General features: G+C 69.1%; 15 protein-coding genes and 2 tRNA genes. 7 read left to right on the top strand and 10 right to left on the bottom strand.

Features of this window, described 5'->3' with window-relative positions:
* Nucleotides 1–43: 43 nt before the first annotated feature.
* The 5 genes from serA to AC1XX3_RS12290 all read right to left on the bottom strand — a co-directional run bounded on the left by serA (nucleotide 44) and on the right by AC1XX3_RS12290 (nucleotide 6,387).
* The gene (gene serA / locus AC1XX3_RS12310; protein WP_483321437.1) at nucleotides 44–1,240 is read right to left on the bottom strand and encodes a phosphoglycerate dehydrogenase; all 1,197 of its coding nucleotides are present in this window, start codon (nucleotides 1,238–1,240) and stop codon (nucleotides 44–46) included.
* 108 nt (nucleotides 1,241–1,348) lie between these two features.
* Nucleotides 1,349–2,326 carry a P1 family peptidase gene (locus AC1XX3_RS12305; RefSeq protein WP_483321436.1) on the bottom strand — a complete coding sequence of 326 codons (978 nt, stop codon included), beginning with the start codon at nucleotides 2,324–2,326 and terminating at the stop codon, nucleotides 1,349–1,351.
* Nucleotides 2,327–2,352: 26 nt separating this feature from the next.
* The gene (locus tag AC1XX3_RS12300; RefSeq protein ID WP_483321435.1) at nucleotides 2,353–4,356 is read right to left on the bottom strand and encodes a SpoIID/LytB domain-containing protein; all 2,004 of its coding nucleotides are present in this window, start codon (nucleotides 4,354–4,356) and stop codon (nucleotides 2,353–2,355) included.
* Between the two features lie 146 nt (nucleotides 4,357–4,502).
* Nucleotides 4,503–5,588, bottom strand: coding sequence for a Gfo/Idh/MocA family protein (locus AC1XX3_RS12295; RefSeq protein WP_483321434.1), 1,086 nt, complete (start codon nucleotides 5,586–5,588; stop codon nucleotides 4,503–4,505).
* Nucleotides 5,581–6,387, bottom strand: a complete 807-nt coding sequence (locus tag AC1XX3_RS12290) for a ThuA domain-containing protein (RefSeq protein WP_483321433.1) — start codon at nucleotides 6,385–6,387, stop codon at nucleotides 5,581–5,583. Before AC1XX3_RS12290 ends, AC1XX3_RS12295 begins: the two co-directional genes overlap by 8 nt.
* A 59-nt stretch (nucleotides 6,388–6,446) precedes the next feature.
* On the opposite strand from AC1XX3_RS12290, the gene AC1XX3_RS12285 reads away from it, so the two are divergent.
* Nucleotides 6,447–7,583, top strand: coding sequence for an FUSC family protein (locus tag AC1XX3_RS12285; RefSeq protein WP_483321432.1), 1,137 nt, complete (start codon nucleotides 6,447–6,449; stop codon nucleotides 7,581–7,583).
* 58 nt (nucleotides 7,584–7,641) lie between these two features.
* Nucleotides 7,642–7,718 (top strand) — tRNA-Met (locus tag AC1XX3_RS12280).
* A 263-nt stretch (nucleotides 7,719–7,981) separates the two neighbouring features.
* On the opposite strand, the gene AC1XX3_RS12275 is transcribed toward AC1XX3_RS12280, so the two are convergent.
* Both AC1XX3_RS12275 and AC1XX3_RS12270 read right to left on the bottom strand, forming a co-directional pair.
* Nucleotides 7,982–8,587 carry a response regulator transcription factor gene (locus AC1XX3_RS12275; protein ID WP_483321431.1) on the bottom strand — a complete coding sequence of 202 codons (606 nt, stop codon included), beginning with the start codon at nucleotides 8,585–8,587 and terminating at the stop codon, nucleotides 7,982–7,984.
* Complete coding sequence (locus tag AC1XX3_RS12270; RefSeq protein ID WP_483321430.1) at nucleotides 8,584–9,666, bottom strand: sensor histidine kinase; 1,083 nt, start codon at nucleotides 9,664–9,666, stop codon at nucleotides 8,584–8,586. Before AC1XX3_RS12270 ends, AC1XX3_RS12275 begins: the two co-directional genes overlap by 4 nt.
* Before the next feature lie 149 nt (nucleotides 9,667–9,815).
* Here AC1XX3_RS12270 and AC1XX3_RS12265 point away from each other — a divergent pair, with 149 nt between their 5' ends.
* Nucleotides 9,816–10,235: a DUF6069 family protein gene (locus AC1XX3_RS12265; protein WP_483321429.1), complete on the top strand. Its 420-nt coding sequence runs from the start codon at nucleotides 9,816–9,818 to the stop codon at nucleotides 10,233–10,235.
* A gap of 81 nt (nucleotides 10,236–10,316) precedes the next feature.
* On the opposite strand, the gene AC1XX3_RS12260 is transcribed toward AC1XX3_RS12265, so the two are convergent.
* Both AC1XX3_RS12260 and adhP read right to left on the bottom strand, forming a co-directional pair.
* A complete protein-coding gene (locus AC1XX3_RS12260; protein WP_483321428.1) occupies nucleotides 10,317–11,054 on the bottom strand; it encodes a VIT1/CCC1 transporter family protein in 738 nt (245 codons plus the stop codon).
* Between the two features lie 65 nt (nucleotides 11,055–11,119).
* Entirely contained in the window at nucleotides 11,120–12,148 is a 1,029-nt protein-coding gene (gene adhP / locus AC1XX3_RS12255; RefSeq protein ID WP_483321427.1) for an alcohol dehydrogenase AdhP, read from the bottom strand.
* A 357-nt stretch (nucleotides 12,149–12,505) separates the two neighbouring features.
* On the opposite strand from adhP, the gene AC1XX3_RS12250 reads away from it, so the two are divergent.
* A complete protein-coding gene (locus tag AC1XX3_RS12250; protein ID WP_483321426.1) occupies nucleotides 12,506–15,040 on the top strand; it encodes a cation-translocating P-type ATPase in 2,535 nt (844 codons plus the stop codon).
* 63 nt (nucleotides 15,041–15,103) lie between these two features.
* Here AC1XX3_RS12250 and AC1XX3_RS12245 read toward each other — a convergent pair whose 3' ends face one another.
* Entirely contained in the window at nucleotides 15,104–15,535 is a 432-nt protein-coding gene (locus tag AC1XX3_RS12245; protein ID WP_483321425.1) for a universal stress protein, read from the bottom strand.
* A 245-nt stretch (nucleotides 15,536–15,780) separates the two neighbouring features.
* Between AC1XX3_RS12245 and AC1XX3_RS12240 the strand changes: the two genes are divergently transcribed.
* The 3 genes from AC1XX3_RS12240 (at nucleotide 15,781) to AC1XX3_RS12230 (ending at nucleotide 17,983) form a co-directional block, all read left to right on the top strand.
* On the top strand, nucleotides 15,781–16,227 hold the full coding sequence (locus AC1XX3_RS12240) for a pyridoxamine 5'-phosphate oxidase family protein (RefSeq protein ID WP_483321424.1): 447 nt from the start codon (nucleotides 15,781–15,783) through the stop codon (nucleotides 16,225–16,227).
* Nucleotides 16,228–16,352: 125 nt separating this feature from the next.
* Nucleotides 16,353–16,426 (top strand) — tRNA-Met (locus tag AC1XX3_RS12235).
* Nucleotides 16,427–17,068: 642 nt separating this feature from the next.
* Nucleotides 17,069–17,983, top strand: coding sequence for a DUF480 domain-containing protein (locus tag AC1XX3_RS12230; RefSeq protein ID WP_483321423.1), 915 nt, complete (start codon nucleotides 17,069–17,071; stop codon nucleotides 17,981–17,983).
* Nucleotides 17,984–17,985: the final 2 nt, after the last annotated feature.

The following is a 17,985-nucleotide window of genomic DNA, read 5'->3' as shown; positions in this document are numbered from 1 at the left end:
GTGATCGGTCAGCACCGCGCCGCCGGGGCGGCAAGGCTCGCCGTCAGCCGAGGACGCGCAGCCGTACCGTCTCCGACAGCCCCCGCAGCTTGTCCAGCAGCTCCGGCGACATCGAGCCGGCGATATCGGTGACCACATAGCCGAGGTCCCCGCGGGTGGACAGCACCTGGCCCTCGATGTTGACCCCGTAGTCGGCCAGCACACCGTTCACGGTGGCCAGCACCCCGGGCACGTTGTGGTGGATGTGCAGCACCCGGCTCCGGCTGGACCCGCTCTCGATCGCGACCTGCGGCATGTTCACCGACATGGTGGTGGTGCCACCGCCGGCGAAATCGCGCAGCTTCCCGGCGACGAAGCGGCCGATGTCCTCCTGCGCCTCTTCGGTCGACCCGCCCACGTGCGGGGTGAGGATGACGTTGGGCAGGCCCTGCAGGCTCGATACGAACGGGTCGCCGGTCTTCTTGGGCTCCTCGGCGAACACGTCGAGCGCGGCACCGGCGATATGGCCGCTGACCAGGTGCTCCCGCAGCGCCTCGTGGTCGACCACGATGCCTCGGCACAGGTTGAGGAACAGGCTGCGCGGGCGCATCTTGGCGAACTGCTCGGCGCCGAAGAGCCCGGCGTTGCCGGCGCGGCCATCCACGTGCAGGGACACCGTCTCCGCCTCGGCCAGCAGCTCATCCAGGCTGTCGCAGCGTCGGGCATTGCCGAGCGCGAGCTTGTCGGCGACGTCGTAGAAGATCACCCGCATGCCGAGCGACTCCGCGACCACCGAGAGCTGGCTGCCGATGTTGCCGTAGCCGACGATGCCGAGGGTACGGCCGCGGACCTCGTGGGCGCCGGCGGCGGACTTGTCCCAGATGCCGGCGTGCATCCGGGCGTTCTTGTCGGTCAGGTGCCGGGCCAGGGAGATGATCTCGGCCACGACCAGCTCCACCACGCTGCGCGTGTTGGAGAACGGCGCGTTGAACACCGCGGTGCCGCTGGCGGTGGCCGCGGACACGTCGATCTGGTTGGTGCCGATGCAGAAGGCCCCGACAGCCAGCAGCTGCGGGTTCGCCGCCAGCGCCGCGGCGGTGACGTTGGTCTTGGACCGGATCCCGAGCAGGTCGACACCGCGCAGCGCCTCGGACAGCTCAGCCTCGTCCAGAGCGCCTTTGGCGGTCTCGACGTCGATATCGCGCTCACGCAGCAGCCGTACGGCCTCGGGATGGATGTTCTCGAGCAGAAGTGCCTTCATCGTTCCTCGTCCGGAAGAGTCCCCCGCCCGACCAGACAGGAGTCAGACACCATTGTAGGAAGGCTGGCGCACCTTGTGGCTGCGGTCTCACTCCCGCGAGGCCCTGTGTCAGTCCCGGCGGCGAGCCTGCGGGACCAGATCGACGTAGCCGGGCCACGGTCCCCGCGTGCTGGCGGTGAGCATGGCATCCACGCACGCGTCGCGGAACGCGTCGGCTGCGGTGGAGAGCAGGGCATCGAACGTCGCCACCGCGGCCCACGGATCGTCCGGCACCGGCCGCGTGCCGGAGGCGAGGCAGAAGACCGAGTCGCCGTCCAGCATCGAGTGCAGCGGTTGCAGGGCCCGAGCCATGCCGTCGTGAGCCACCGAGCTGACCTTGGTGGCTTGGGCCTTGGTCAAGGTGGCGTCGGTCATCACTACCCCGATGGTGGTGGCCAGGGACGCGGTCGCCGCTTCCCGCGCGCGCAGCAGAGCCTCGCGTTGCGCCGCCGCCGGCGCCGGGGCGTCCCGCGCTCCGTGCAGCGAGCCGGTGGCCGCGTGCACGGCCGAGCCGGTGGCGTTCACCACCACGGCGACCGCGACCTGAGTGCCGTCGGGGGTGGCGCCCTCGGCCCAGCCGAAGCCGGCCTTGAGGCCGCCGCAGACCGCCCCGGTACCGGCGCCGACGCAGCCACGGGCGGGACGGTCGCTGCTCGCGGCGGCAACGGCCAGCCGGCCGAACTCGGCGGTGGGTCGGTGGGCGAACTCGCCACCGCGGCCCAGATCGAAGATCACCGCAGCCGGCACGATCGGCACCACCTGATGCGGCTGCGGCCCGACCCGGAACCCGCGCTGCCGCTCCGCCAACGCGGTCATCACCCCGTCCGCCGCCGCCAGCCCGTATGCGCTGCCGCCGGTGAGCACCACGGCGTCGACGGCATCGATGAGCGCTGTCGGGTCCAGCAGGTCGGTCTCCCGGGTGCCCGGGCCGCCGCCCCGCACGGCCACGCCGCCGACGGTGCGCGGTGGAGCCAGGATCACGGTGGTCCCCGTGAGCCAGCCCGGTTCGTCGGCGGTGTGGTGCCCGATCTGGAATCCGTCGATCACGCGGTCAGCCTAGGGCGCAGGGAGCACTAGACGCTGAACTTGATGCCGGTGTAGGTACCGGCGATCGAGGTGGCGGCGGCCAAGCCGCCCTTGCCGTTGCCGCGATAGAGCCGCAACGCGCCCTGCTTCGTGCGCGCGACCAGGTCCGCGCGGCCATCGCCGTCGAAGTCGCCGACCGTGGTCATGCCGCCGACCGAGGACCAGCCCGACGTGCTGAGAACCACGGGGGTGGCGAAACCGGTGGCGGTTCCCTTGGCCAGATAGAGCGCGTCACCGACCTTTGAGATGAGATCGGGGCGACCATCACCGGTCAGGTCCCCCGGCCCGCGCAGCCAGTCGTAGCGCTTCCAGCCGGTCGCGAAGCGGGTGTAGTGGGTGAAGCCGGTCTTGCCGTTGCCGAACACCAAGTACGCGTTGCCGCTGGTGTTGATCACCACCAGGTCGGGATGCTTGTCACGGTTGAAGTCGCCCACCGCCGTCACATCGGTGTGATTGGAGAGCAGCCCCATGTCGACGCCCGCGGACAGCGGGCCCTTGGCCGAGCCGCGGAACAGCAGCAGCCGCTCACCTGAGGTGCGGGCGATCACGTCTTGATGGCCGTCGCCGTTCCAGTCGCCCGCATTGACGACGTGGGTGTAGCCGCCGAAGCCGGTGGCCAGGGTCTGCGGGGCACCCAGCTTGGCGGCGGAGGCGACCGGGTAGCGCACCAGCTTGCCGGCCGAGATGAGGAGCAGATCGGCCCGCGAGCCCGTGGCGTAGCTGTGCGGGAAGGTGACGAACGGCTTGGCAGCGGGGGCGGCGGCGGGGGCACCGGTCACAGTGAACAGGCTGGAGCGCAGCCCGAAGGCGGACCGGAACGCTGACCCCGAGACACTCACGGTGCGCGTACTACCGATGATCTTGATCGTGGTCACCCGGCCGCCCCAGCGCCCGGCGCCGTCGCGGGCGCTGACCTGCAGCTGGCGGACGGTACCGGCCGAGGGGTACGCCGCCGCCACCGCCTTGGCCGTCAGCGTCCGGGTCCAGGCGTTGGAGGCCATGACCGCGTCGTACGGGTCGGTGCGGGCCGTCAGGTAGGAGAAGTCGCCCCGGGCGCTGTGACCGCCGTTGGAGGAGGAGAACTGGGTCAGGGCGATGGTCGAGCCGGAGGTGAGGATCTTCCCGGCGGTGGCCTTGATCGCGGCGTCACCGTTGGCGGTCTCGACGGACGTACCGCTGTAGACCTGGCACGCGGTGGTGTCGCAGATGTCGTAGGTCGACCCCGCAGCCGCGGCGATCCGCGCGGCGTAGGTGCGGGCGGCGACCGCCTGGCTGCGGACGGCATCCGGCAGCCAGGAGGTGGGCATCTCCGAGGGGACCACCCCACGGAGATAGTCCTCCATGCTGAGCCGGTTGACGGTCTTGGCCCCGGTGCCGCTCTTGACCAGGGCCACCGTGCCGCGGTAGGTCCGAGTCGATCCGCTGGGCAGCCCGATCCGCACGGTCTTGGCCGTGCTGGACACGGTCCAGGTCCCCGTCTTCAGTGGTGTCGCGTACGTCTTCCAGCTGCCGGTGCCGCTTTGGTGCTGAAGTCGGAAGCTCTCGCCGGAGCGGTTCAGCCGCCAGCTGGTGTATTTGGTGCCGGTGGGCAGGGTCAGCGCTGTCCCGGCGGAGTCGGTGACCTTGAGCCCGGCGGCCGGCAGCACCCGCAGCTCGTTGTCATTGTCGGCGGTGATCCAGACCTTGATCATGGTGCCGGCCTTCTGGGAGCTGAGCTTGGTGCCCGGATAGTAGAAGGCGACGATCTGCTTCCAGGTCAGGCCCTTCTTGGCTGCGCCGTAGGCACCGTACTGCGACATGCCCCAGCCATGGCCGTAGCCGGCGCCGTTGAGGACGAAGGAGCCACTCGCCGGCGACACGACGGAATCGGCCGCCGCCGGTGGTGCCAGGAGCACTGAGCTGGTGAGCAGGGAGAACAAGACACCCAAGCCGCTGAACAACCGCCCCGAACGGTGTCGTGCCTGGATGGATGCAATCTTCGGGGAAGACATGACAGTCCATTCAGTCGTGGTGAGAGGCACACTCTGCACCACGTCAAGCACAACACGCCAGTCCTGGGGAAGAAATTCTTGGGACTGGTGTGTCGGTTGTGGTCCGCCGGATGGACCGAACGGTCCTTCCGGCGGACCGACGCCCGTCAGAGGGTGATCTCGGCACCCTTCGCGGCGGACGCATAGCAACCGTCGACGACGAGCGAGCGAGACAGGCCCTGCTCACCGCGATGCGCGGCGAAGTCGCCCGAGGTCACCATCGCGACGAAGTCCAGCACGGCCTCGGTGTGCCCGCCACTCGGCGGGATGACCGGCTGCAGCTCGGCCGGGATGCCCTGCACCTCGGTCCACACCTCCAGCTTGGTGTACGTCGCGGGCGAGCCGCCGAGCTCGAGCGTGGCGCCACCGTCGGAGCCGTAGAGGTTCACGTAGATCAGGTCGTGCGGGATCCACGACGCCCAGCTGGTTTCCAGCAGCAGCGTGCTGCCGCTGTCCAGGCGCATGAAGGCCGTCGACAGGTCCTCCACCTCGAACTCCACGGCCCCACCACTGCCGGACTTCGCCCCGGCTGCTCCGGTGGCGCCGCCGATGCCGCGCGGGCCGAACTCGGCGTACGTGGTGGCGCTGACCGTCTTGACCTTCGGCTCGTCCAGCAGGTGCATGGCCATGTCGAGCATGTGCACACCGATGTCCATCATCGGGCCGCCGCCGGCCGTCTTCATCTTGGTGAACCAGCTGCCGAGTCCGGGGATACCGGCCCGGCGCAGCCAGCCCGCCTTGGCGTAGTAGATCTTGCCCAAGACGCCGGAGTCGACGATGCCCTTGAGCGCCTTGACCTGGCCGCCGCGGCGATGGTTGAACAGCACGTCGAGGACCCGGTCGTTGGCCTTGGCCGCATCGACCATGGCCTGCGCGACCGTCGCGTTCTCAGCCATCGGCTTCTCCGACAGCACGTGGATGCCGGCGTTCAGGGCGGCGATGGCCATCGGGCCGTGCAGTGCGGTGGGCGTGCACACGCTGACCACGTCCAGCTCGGCCTCACGGAGCATCTGCTCCCAGTCGGCGTAGCGCAGGTCGGCACCGTACTCGTCGCCCAGCGACTCCAGCCGGTCCGCCTCCATCCCGGCGATCGCGACGATCTCGACGTCCTCGCTGGCCTGGTAGCCCTTGAGGTGCTGCTCACCGGCCCAGCCGACGCCGATGACGCCGGCCCGCAGCTTGCGCTCAGACACGGGGGTCTCCCGCCGACGTACCGGTGGACCGGTTCTGATCGAGCGCACCGCCGGTGAAGAACGGGGCCGGCTGGTTGACCACGGCCGGCGCGACGAAGTCGACGTTGGCGGCCGGGGCAGCCCACTGCACGGCGTTCGCCAGCACCCGCTTGATGTCGGGGTGGTGATAGACGGGATAGTCCTGGTCGCCCGGGGAGAAGTAGAACACCTTGCCCTTGCCCCGGCGGTAGCAGCAACCGGAGCGGAACACCTCTCCACCGGAGAAGGTGGACAAGAAGACCAGCTCATCGGGCTGCGGGATGTCGAAGTACTCCCCGTACATCTCCTGCTCGTCGATGACGATCGGCTGCGGTACGCCCTGCGCGATCGGGTGCGACGGCGAGACGGTCCAGACCAGCTCGGTGTCGGCGGAGTTGCGCCAGGCCAGCGAGCAGGACGTGGCCATCAGCCGGGTGAAGATCTTGGAGAAGTGCGCGGAGTGCAGCGCCAGCAGGCCCATGCCGCCCAGCACTCGTTGGTGCACCCGGTCGACGACGGCGTCGTCAACGGTGTCGTGGGCCATGTGGCCCCACCAGGTGAGCACGTCGGTGTTGGCCAGCACCTCCTCGGTGAGCCCGTGCTCGGGCTCTTGGTGGGTAGCGGTCCGTACTTCGACGGCATCGCCGAGGACCTCTTGCAGGCCGCGCGCGATAGCGCCATGCATGCCCTCGGGGTATCGCTCGGCCATAGCCTCGCGGTCCCGCTCGCTGTTCTCGTGGTGGTTTTCGCCCCATACGGTGACGCGGATCGGTGAGTTCACGGTTACCCAGTTTGCCCAATGCCGCCGGCGAAGTGAAACCGGGGCGCGATGATGGGTCGATGGACCGGTCGGCGAACCCGCTGCAGCAGATGACGCTTCGAGCATTCGACCTCAGTGAACGGACCGCGCGACGGGGGCGCGACTCCGCCGAGCGCCGCTTCGCCCGGTGGCGATCTCGGGCCTTCCTGATCGCCCAGTGCGCGGTGACCGCCGCACTGGCCTGGTGGATCGCGCGGCAGCTGCTTGGCCACTCCCAGCCCTTCTTCGCCCCGGTCGCCGCCATCGTCTGTCTCGGCATCACCTTCGGCTCCCGGCTGCGGCGCGGCGTCGAGGTCGCGATCGGGGTCGCCCTCGGCGTGCTGGTCGGCGACCTCTTCGTCACCTTCTTCGGCAGCGGCGTCTGGCAGATGATCTGCGTCGTCGCCATTGCGATGTCGGCGGCCACGCTGCTCGACGCCGGCCGGCTGATGATCATCCAGTCCGGAGTGCAGTCCGCCATCATCGTCGCCCTGGCGCCGCAGGCGGACGCGGCGCTGAGCCGCTGGGTCGACGCCGTGATCGGCTGCAGCTGCGCCCTGGTGGTGGCCACGGTGGCGCCCAGTGCCCCGTTGCGCAAGCCGCGCGTGCTGGCGGCCCAGGTGCTGGCCGAGACCGCAGCCACGCTGAGCGAGGCGGAACGGGCGATCCGTACCCGAGACGCCTCGGCCGCCGACGAGGTGCTGGCGCGGGCACGGGCCGGCGAAAAGGGGTTGGAAGAGCTGAACGCTGCGGTCGCCGAAGGACTGGCCGTGGTCCGCCACTCCCCCTTCCGCCGCCGATCGCTGCCCGCTGTCCAGGCGTACGCCGAGCTCGCCGACCCGTTGGACCGGGCCAGCCGGAACCTGCGGGTACTCGCCAGGCGTTGCGCGGTGGCGCTGTTCCGGGCCGAGGAGGTGCCGCTGGCCTACCTGGTGCTGATGGGTGAGCTGGCCGAGGTGATCCGGTTCATGAGCGGCGAGCTGTTCGACGGCCGGCTCCCCGCCGCAGCCCGATCCCGGCTGGTCGACATCGCGGCCCGGAGCTCGCACCTGAAACTGAGCGACTCGATCTCGGCCGTGGTGATCCTGGCCCAGCTGCGCAGCATGATCACCGACCTGATCGAGCTCACCGGACTGGACTACGCGGAGGCTCGAGCCCTGATTCCCGACATGGACTGACCGCGGGCCGGTCCGGTTCGCGTCCGCGCGGGCGATGACGTAACCTAGACCAGGTCGACGCGGGGTGGAGCAGCTCGGTAGCTCGCTGGGCTCATAACCCAGAGGTCACAGGTTCAAATCCTGTCCCCGCTACCAATCATGCGAGTTCTCGCAGCCTGGCCCCCACAGCTTGTGGGGGCCATCGTGCTTTCTGGGCTGCAGTGCTTTCTGGGCTGCAGTGCTTTCTAGCCGGCAGTGCTTCCTCTGCGCCCGGTCATCGCCCACTACCTGACCGACCCGATGCCCCAAGGTTGAGGCCGCCCGGCCGGGCAGCAGGTCGCCGGACCAGTTGCAGACAGACAACCCAGGCAGCGACGGGACGCGCAGCCGGACTGTCGTACGGCGGTGTTGATGGAGGCTCAGAGCCACCCGTGGGACCGAGCGTGCAGGGCGGCCTCGATCCGGTTGCGGGTCTCGGTCTTGCCGATGGCGCTGGACAGGTAGTTGCGCACGGTGCTTGTGGACAGGTGGAGCCGCGCCGCGATATCGGCGATCGTGGAGCCGTCCTCCGCGGCGGCGAGGACCTCTCGCTCGCGGTGCGCCAGCGGGTTGGGGGCGTGACGCAAAGCGCTGCGAGCCAGCTCCGGGTCGATGACCACGGCGCCGGCGTTGACCCTTCGGATGGCTCCGGCGAGCTCCTCGACCGGGCCGTCCTTGGCGATGAACCCCGTGGCGCCCGCGGCCATCGCGCGTTGGACGTAGCCGGGACGGGCGAACGTGGTGACGACGATGACTCGGCAGTCGGGCAGCCGGGCGACGAGCTCAGCGGCGGCTTCCAGTCCCCCGCGACCCGGCAGCTGGATGTCCAGCAGAGCGATGTCGGGACGGGTGCGCAGTGCCGCGGGCAGGATGTCCAGGCCGTTCGAGACCTCGGCGACGACCTCAAAGTCCGGTTCGAGGTCGAGCAGGACCACCAGGGCACCTCGCATCATCGTCTGGTCCTCCGCCAGCAGGATCCGGATCACGGACGTGCCCTCGCCTGCGGAAGCCAAGCGGTGAGGCGGAATCCGCTGCCCGTCGGGCCCGCCTCGAGACCTCCCCCGGCCAGTTCGAGCCGGTTCTGGAGGCCCTCCAGCCCGCCGCGGCCACCGCTGGCGGCCCGGTCACCGATCCCGTCGTCGGTGATCGTGAGTCGACACGTATCGCCGACGTCGGTGAGCTCCACCGAGCAGCGCTGAGCTCCGGAATGGCGAAGGACATTGGTGACTCCCTCCCGCAGTGCCCAGGCCAGTGGCTCGTCGGCGGCGCTCGAGCCACTGGGCAGGGTGGGAAGGTCGGCCCCGATCCCTGCTGCCTCGAGCACGTCCCCGGCGTTGACGATCTCCTGCTCCAGGGTGGGCCGGTTGGCGTCCTGGATGGTTCTCCTGACCTCACTCAATGCGGAGCGGCCGACCTGTTCGATGTCGGTCGCGTGATCCACGGCAGCGTCGGGATCCGTGTGGGCCAGCCGGCGCACCGCCGCAGCCTTGACCACCATCACCGACAGCGTGTGGCCAAGGACATCGTGCAGGTCACGGGCGACACGTTCCCGCTCCTGGGCCACGGCGGCGATCGCGAGCTGACGGCGCGTACGCCGCAGGGTGTCAGTCGTCACCAGCAGTCGATGGAGGACCCCCGCCGTGGTTCCCGCCAACGCCACCACGAACGCCTGGCCCGGCCGCGATCCGTACGTGGCGGCGACGTCCACGCCAAACCCCGCGGCGATCGCGGCGGCTGGCACGGCCACGAAAGCGACGCGCGCCGGAAGCGCCACGCCCGCAGTCATAGCGACGAGTAGCCAGGCGGTGGGCCACCCCTGCCATCGGGTCGACGCCAACAAGACGGCGCCGGCGAGTACGAGGAAGGCGAGCGTGCTCCGGGAGGTCGGCAACGGCCAGCTGTCAACGACTGCGGTCACGCATCCGGCCGCCGCAAGGGCTGCCACCACCAGTGCCACCACACCCGCCGCACCACCGGGACGCTCGAGAACCGGTTGGGCGAGCAGAACCGGCACCCAGATGAGGACGGCCGCATTGCGCTGCGCGACGACGCCACCGGCATGCATGGCGCCAACGTACTCGCCTCGACTGCCGGCGGCGTAGGAGGAATGTACCGATCTTGTCGGGACAAGTTCCTCTGCCCGCGGTCCGGCGCTCTCCGTAGCGTCATCAGAACCAGACCAACGCCTCAGCAGATGATCTCAGAAGGAATGCCATGACCACTGCACCAGCTGCCTCCACAACCCGTCGATCCGCCGTCCGGTGGACGACTGACCTGGCTGCCACCCTGGCCACAGCCCTGTGCGCGCTGATCACGTGGGTCTTCTCCGTGCATGCGCTCGGCGTCGAGCTGACGGTCGACACGGGCGGACGGCTGCGCCACGTCGGGCCGGTCGACGTCGTCGTGGTGGCCCTGATCGTCGCGCTGGCCGGTTTCGCGACCTTGAGAGTGCTGGAACGCCTCACCAGCCGCGCGATCCGGATCTGGTCGGTGATCGCCACTCTCGTCGCGCTCGGATCGATGCTCGGCACGGGGGCCGCCACCAGCCGTACTGCCAGCCTGGCCCTGATCTCGCTGCACGCCGTCGTAGCGGCCGTGATCATCGCGTCGGCCTGGCGCTCCCGGGCCTCCTGACCCGACACCACGCACCACAACGACCGCGTGTACTGCTACCCGCTCGCACGAGGTCCACCCGGCGCCTGGAGCCGGGTGGAATCAGACGACGCCGGAGGCATCGAGCAGATTGCCGATCGCATAGGTGGCCGCCAGCGCCAGGGCACCACCGATGACAACGCGCAGCGAGGCCTTGCGTTTGCTGCTGCCACCGAGGTAGGCCCCGAGGGCGCCGGTGAGGGCCAGTGCCACCAGGACCGCGGCGAAGGTGGCCGCGACGCGTGCCGAGGTCGGAGTCAACAAGATCACCAACAGTGGGAGGGCGGCCCCGGTTACGAAGCTGAGGGCTGAGGCGCGGGCTGCCGCCCAAGGGCTGACCACATCGTCCAGGTCGAGGTTGAGCTCGGCGGACAGGTGGGCCGACAGCGGGTCGTGAGCGGTGAGCTCGAGGGCAACCTGCCGGGCGGTCGCCGGACTCAACCCCTTCGCCTGATAGATCCCGGCGAGCTCGGCGAGCTCGGCTTCCGGGTCGTCAGTGAGCTCTCGCCGCTCCTTCTCGATCAGGGCGCGCTCGCTGTCACTTTGACTGCTGACCGAGACATACTCGCCGAGGGCCATGGAGATCGCACCTCCGACGAGAGCAGCGGCCCCGGCAGTCAGGATCGGAGAGGTGGCGGTGGTGACCCCCGCGACCCCGACCACCACCGCGGCGACCGAGACGATGCCATCATTGGCACCCAGGACTCCGGCCCGAAGCCAGTTGAGTCGCTGGGCAATACCTCGCGCATGCGGTTCCGACGGGGATTGGCCGGAGTCGGTGGCGGGCGGCGGCGTGGTCATGGGCAGTCCGGCACACGAAGGTCAGGCTGTGCTGGATCGGCTGCCGGCACTCGCGGGCGCACCGGTCAGCCGGCCCGGGCGGATTGGAAGTCGAACACGAGGCGAGCTGGGACCCGGCCGGAGAGCACCTCAGCAATGGCGTCGTTCACGTCGTCGAGGCGTCGGGTCTCGGCGATGACCCGGGTCTTTCCCGCAGCATGCAGCTCAAAGACCTCCCGAAGGTCCTGCCGCGTACCGACGATCGAGCCGATGATCGAGATGCCCTTGAGAACGGTCTCGAAGATCGAAACGGTCATCGTCGCCTCTGCCGGCAGACCGACGCAGATCAACCGACCACCTGGTCGCAGCGAGGAGAACGCCTGCTCGAAGACCCGCGGCGATGCTGCCAACACGACAGCCACGTCGATCCCACCCAGGTCCCGGATCGCCGCCACCGGGTCCGTCGACGCCGCGTTCACCAGATGCTCGGCGCCGAGCTCGGTGGCGAGCTCCAGCTTCGCCTGCTCGATGTCGACCGCGACGACGGTTCCGCCCATCAACCGGGCGTACTGCACAGTCAGGTGACCCAGCCCTCCGATCCCGAAGACACCCACCTTCTCCGCCGGGACGATATGGGCGACTTTCACCGCCTTGTACGCAGTCAGCCCGGCACAGCTCAGCGGCGAGGCATCGACCGACGAGATGCCGTCGGGAACCGCAACAACGTACTTCCCGTGTGCCACGGCATATTCGGTGAAGGCGCCGTCGACGGAGTAGCCACTGTTTCGCTGTTGCTCGCACAGCGTCTCGCGGCCGTCGACGCAATATCGGCACTCCCCACAGGCGTATCCCAACCAGGGAATGGCGACCCGCTCTCCCACCGTGCGCTGGCGGACATCCGAACCGACCTGCTCGATGATGCCGACCCCCTCGTGCCCCGGCACGAAGGGCAGACTCGGCTTCACCGGCCAGTCGCCGTGGGCGGCGTGAATGTCTGTGTGGCACAGGCCGCAGGTCTCCATCCGAATCAGGACCTGGTCGGGCGCCGGCACTGGAATATCGCGTTCCATCAGCTCCAGTGGTTGGGAGAACGAGGTGACGACTGCTGCGTGCATAGGACGACCTTTCGGGCGGTGGGTGCGGCGATCGAGTCCAGCAGGTACGGCCCCCGGAGGGAGTGACCGAAATCTCTAGTCACTCCAATTCGGAGCCTACAGCAGGCAACCGGGTCGAGGTGCGACCCGGTCGGACCACTCTGTTGCGTATCCGTAATTGGTGTCGCTCTGGTTAATTCGCGGGATTCGGCGGAGGATGTCAGGACCAGCAGTAGTGGATGGGAGCGTTGAGGATGTCGGTCATCTCCGGCGAGCCCGCTGCGCCCCTGCGGGGGCGAACACCCACGACCGACCGTCCGAGCGTCATTCTCGGCTCACGTCGCGCCGGCGCATCGCAGCCACCACGCAGGGAGAACGATGACTGACCAACCGTCTCCTGACCGCGACGGCTCCGGGGCCACGAATGCGGCCGCCCGGGAGGAACCCGGCCCGCCTCGCGGCATGCTGTCCGCCGAAGCGTCGACCGCGGGGCTGACCTCGGCCGAAGCGCGGGAGCTGCTGACCCTGCACGGACCCAACGCGGTCACGTCCCGTCGCCAACGGAGCATGGCGCGGCGGATCGTCGCGGCGCTGGCTGAGCCGCTGGTCCTGGTGTTGTTGGTGTCGGCTGTGCTGACGGTCGTCACGGGCGAACTGGCGAACACGGCGGTGATCTGCCTGATCGTGGTGGTCAACACCTCTCTCGCCGTGTGGCAGGAGGCGCGCGCAGACAAGGCGGTGAGCGCACTGTCGGACCTGGCCACGCCAATGGCCCGCGTCGTCCGCGACGGGCAGGAGCAGTTGGTCTCCGCGGAGAGCCTGGTCCCCCGCGACCTGGTGATCTTGGCCGAGGGCGACGTCGTGCCGGCCGACGGTTTCGTGGTCGAGGCCGCAGGGCTGCGGGTGAATGAGGCGGCGCTGACCGGTGAATCCGTGCCGGTCGACAAGTCCGTCTCGGCCTATCACCGAGTCCCGGTCGACACCGAGGACTCGTCACGCCAGAGCCTGGTCTTCGCCGGCACGACAGTGGTGCGCGGACGGGGACGGGTCGTCGTGACCCAGACGGGCGACGAAGGCACCCTGGGCCGCATCTCCCGCCTGCTGGAGGTGCCTCGCGTCGCGACACCACTGCAACGCAGGATGGGGCAGCTCTCCCGGGCGCTCGCGACCATTGTCGTCGTCCTCTGTCTGGGCGTACTCGTCATGGGGCTGCTCCGGGGTCAACCCTTCGAGCTGATGCTGCTGACCGCCATCAGCCTCGCAGTGGCTGCCGTACCAGAGTCGTTGCCCGTGGTCGTGACCATCAGCTTGGCGCTCGCCGCCCGCCGGATGGCGCAGCGCCATGCGATCGTCCGCAACCTCGCAGCGGTCGAGACCCTCGGCTCGGTCACCTTGCTCGCGACGGACAAGACGGGGACCCTGACCGAGGGGCGAATGACTGTCGACAGCCTGGTGTGTGCTGACGGGATCGAGCCGGTCGAGCTGTTGCGGGCGGCCGCACTGTGCAACGACGCCCATCTCGCGGTCGACGGCGGCGACGCCCACATGGGCGATCCGACCGAAGTCGCCCTGCTGCTGGCAGCTCGCGAGCACGGCGTGGAGCGCTCCGCGGTGGAGGCTGCCCTGCCGCGGGTGGGCGAGACCCCGTTCGACAGCATCTCGAAGTCCATGTCGACTGAGCACCGACTACCCGGCGGTGGCACGCTGCGGATCACCAAAGGCGCACCCGAGGCCCTGTTGGGGCACGGCCTGCTGATCGACGGCCCGGACGCGCTGGCGGCGCTGGACCAGGCGCAGGCCCTGGCCGCGGCCGGCAAGCGCGTACTGGCCGTCGTCGAGAGCACCGATCACGCCGCACCGCGGCTGCTGGGTCTGCTGGCACTGCTGGACCCGCCCCGGGCGGGCGCGCAACGCACGATCGCCCACTGCCAGACGGCGGGGATCCGCCCGGTCCTCATCACCGGCGACCATGCCGCCACCGCATCGTCGATCGCGAGCTATGTCGGCATCGGGAACGGCCAGGCGGTCGACCTGTCGGCCCTGACCGACATCACGATGGCCGAGGCCGTTTCGCAGCAGGTGCTGGCTCGCGCCACGCCGGAGCAGAAGCTCGAGGCCATCTCCTTGTGGCAGGAACAAGGTGAGGTGGTGGCCATGACCGGCGACGGCGTCAACGACGGCCCCGCCCTCCGGCGTGCGGACATCGGCGTGGCCATGGGCTACCGCGGCACGCAGGTGGCTCGGCAGGCCGCAGACCTCGTGCTGGCCGACGACAACCTGGACACCGTCGTCGCGGCGATCGAGGAAGGGCGCAGGGTCTATGCGAATATCCGTCGCTTCCTGCTCTACGGGCTGTCCGGCGGTGCAGCGGAGGTTCTCGTCATGTGGGGCGGGCCTTTCGTCGGCCTCGTCGTACCGCTGCTGCCGGCCCAGATTCTCTGGGTCAACCTGCTGACGCACTCACTCGCCGGCACTGCCCTCGCCGCCGAACCGGCCGAGGCGGGCACCATGGACCGCTCCCCGCGCAAAGCCACCGAAGGCGTCTTGGGTGGTGGGCTGGGCTGGCGCATCATCGCGATCGCGATCGGGCTGGCCGGCGTCAGCCTCGTCGCCGGGGGCTTGGCCACAGACAACGACGCCGCAACCCGGTCGGCCATCCTCGTCACGGTGGGGGCCGGCCAGCTCGGCGTCGCTCTGGGCGCCGGAGTCCGGCGCGCCCATCGTCAGGACGGCAACCCGGCACTGCCGTGGACGGTCGCGGCAGCCGCGCTGCTGCTCGCGGCTGCCGTCCTCGTGCCGCCATTGCAGTTGTTGCTGGGCACAGCGCCGATCCCAGCGCAGGCCTGGCTCGTCGCCCTGGGTGCCGGCGCGCTCGGCTGGCTCGTCGCCCGGATGACGACCGGCCGGCCCTGAGCACCGCAGGACTCGTGGGCCCGCTGCCCGAAGAGGGCTGACCAACCGCTGCCGGCATCCGGCTCAGCGGATGACGGCGACGGCGCAGTCGGCGTGACCTGCGACCTGCTGACTCACCGATCCCAGCAGCAGGCCGGTGAAGCCGCCGATGCCGCGAGTACCGACAACCAGCAGATCTGCGCTGTCGGAAGCATCGATCAGCACCCTGGCCGGATTGCCCTCAATCAGCTTCGAGGTGACCGGAAGGTTCGGCTGCTCACCGAACTCGCCCATCATGATGGCGTCGAGTCGAGCCCGGGCGACCTCCTGCGTGTGCACGTTCAGCCCCCAGGGGATCGACCCGTACGCCGGCGCCGCCTGGGGCGGGTCTCTCCAGGCCATGACGACGACGAGCTCAGCGCCGTGCACCTTCGCGACGTCGGCCGCCCATCGAAGGGCCCTGATACTGCAGTCAGAGCCGTCCACCCCGACCACGATTCGCTTCCATCCAGCCATGCAGATCTCCCTCTCGTGGAACCGATGCGTACGCCTGTTCCCGACGACACGTCGTCGTTCGCCCGGCGGCGCTCAGTTTGGTCCTCCTCCCGCCACTGTGCTCCGCTCAGGTCGCTTCCGGTAGGGGGCGAGCCATTTCCGGCCACCGTGAGGTCGCGTTCGCGCCTGCTCCAGCAGGATTCACAGTCGGCGGTTGAGCCATAATGGCGTTGAGGCGGGAGTCACTGTCCGGAACGGAGCGCACCATGAGCAGTCAGTACGACCCGTCGGCGTGGTCGCCTCCCGCCTTTCGCGGCGGTCCCGTCGAGATCCTGCCGGTCGCAGAGTGCCGGCGCCTTCTCGTGCCCGGCACCGTGGGACGGATCGGCTTCAGCACCGAGGATGAGCAGCGCATCGTCCCGGTCAACTATGTGCTGAACAACGACCACGTCGTGTTTCGGACGTCCCAGGACAACGAGGTCGCCCGCCATGTCCCCGGCCGCGGCGTCGCCTTCGAGGTGGACTCGTTCGACTCCTCCGAACAGGCCGGGTGGAGCGTGCTGGTGACGGGCGTCGCGGAGGAACTCCCCCCTCGCCTGCTGCGCGCTATGGATGTCGGGGAGACTCCCGAGCCTTGGGCCTCGGGACTGCGGCCGCTCTATCTTCGGCTGGCTCTGACGAACATCTCCGGCCGTCGGATTCACCCCGCGTGACGGGGCCGCGCCCGGCTCTGCGGGCTCGCACCATCGATCGCAGGGCTCCGTTCTGCCGGTCGGCACAGCGGGCCGGCACGGATTTGGCATCGCGGTACCGGGTCGCGTAAGGTCTATCCAGGCGACGCGGGGTGGAGCAGCTCGGTAGCTCGCTGGGCTCATAACCCAGAGGTCACAGGTTCAAATCCTGTCCCCGCTACAAAGGAAGTCCAGGTCAGCCACAGGTTGACCTGGACTTTTTTCTTTGGGGAACCATGCGATCCCATCGTTTACCCATCACATTGCGCCGCTGGTTGAGGTGCGAGCGCAGCGAGCTCGAAACCAACGTGCGTGGTTCCGGTCGCTTTCGGGTCTGCTCGGCAGTGCTCGCCCACCTTCTGCAGTCGTTCGCGCTGGCGGTCAGGCACGAAGTGTTGGTGCGCAATCCGATCGACCATGTCTCCCGGCTCCACAGCCGAAGCGGACCTCGACGGCGCTGACCGCGACCGAGGTCAATGCGATCCGGGCAGTGATCAAGGCGTGGGAGGTGTCCGCGGGGACGTCGGGGCCGAACCCGGACGGTCAGCTCGGGCAGATCGTCGAGGGTCATGCTCGGCACGGATCGGCGAAGTTCTCGCGATCCGCCGACACGACCTGGACCTGGCCATCGGTACGCGTAGTCAGTCTGACCCGCGAGCGCCGTTGCAACCTCCTCTACGTCGATCCCGCTGAGGTCGAGCATGCGTTCAGGCTAGAACCCCGACGCGGTGTTCGACAGAACCGGAGACAGCGTGCTGGGCGTTTCGCGGCGAAAGACGCTCTTCGATCCGCAATCTCGCCAAGGCAGATCTAGGGTCGTGACGTGAGAGAACTCCCGGTCCTCGAAGCGACTGACCAGCGCATCCTCGGCAGCCTGCTGGAGAAGCAGACGACCGTGCCCGCCACCTATCCGCTCTCGGCAAAGGCGCTGGTGTCGGCGTGCAACCAGACGAGCAGCCGCGACCCCGTCACCGACCTGGACCAGCAGATCGTCCAGCGGACCGCGAAGTCGCTTAAGGAGCGCGGGCTGCTGCGGATCGTGTGGTCCGACACCGGGCGCCGAACACTCAAGTACCACCAGATCCTCGACGAGCATCTCGCCCTCGAGCCCGACGAGCGAGCGCTGCTTACGGTCCTGCTGCTCCGCGGCCCGCAGGCGCCGGGTGAGCTGCGCACCCGCACCGAGCGATTGCACGGGTTCGCTGACCGGGGCCAGGTCGAGGAGTGCCTGCGCCGAATGGCGAGCCGCCCGCAACCGCTGGTGTGCGAACTCGAGCGCTCGTCCGGCCAGCAGCATCCGCGTTGGATCCATCTCCTGGGAGCCGCGCCGGAGCACACCTCAGGCGAAATCGACCCAGCTGGGAGTGCCGACCAGTCGCGCATCCACGTCACGCAGATCATCGCCGACCTCCACGTACCCGACCTCCCCGCCTCCAGGAGCTTCTACAGCGACTACCTCGGGTTAGCCGAAGAGGAGTTCAACCTGGGCTGGGTGGCGCGCCACACGTCGCCGGTATCCAGGGTGACGCTCCAGGTGATGACCAGCGATGCCACCGCGCCCGTGGACCCCGTCGTCTCGGTCATGGTCGACGACGTCGAAGCCGCCTACCGCCAAGCACAGGAGCGCGGGTACGAGATCGTGCATCCCCTGACAACCGAGGCATGGGGCGTGACTCGCTTCTTCGTCCGTGCTCCCGATGGCAACGTGCTCAACGTCGTTCAGCAGCACGCAAGCTGAGG

It is taken from the genome of Microlunatus sp. M237, assembly GCF_056896895.1.
Note: the sequence above shows the minus strand (reverse complement) of the source record. Positions and strands in the feature narration are given on the sequence as shown.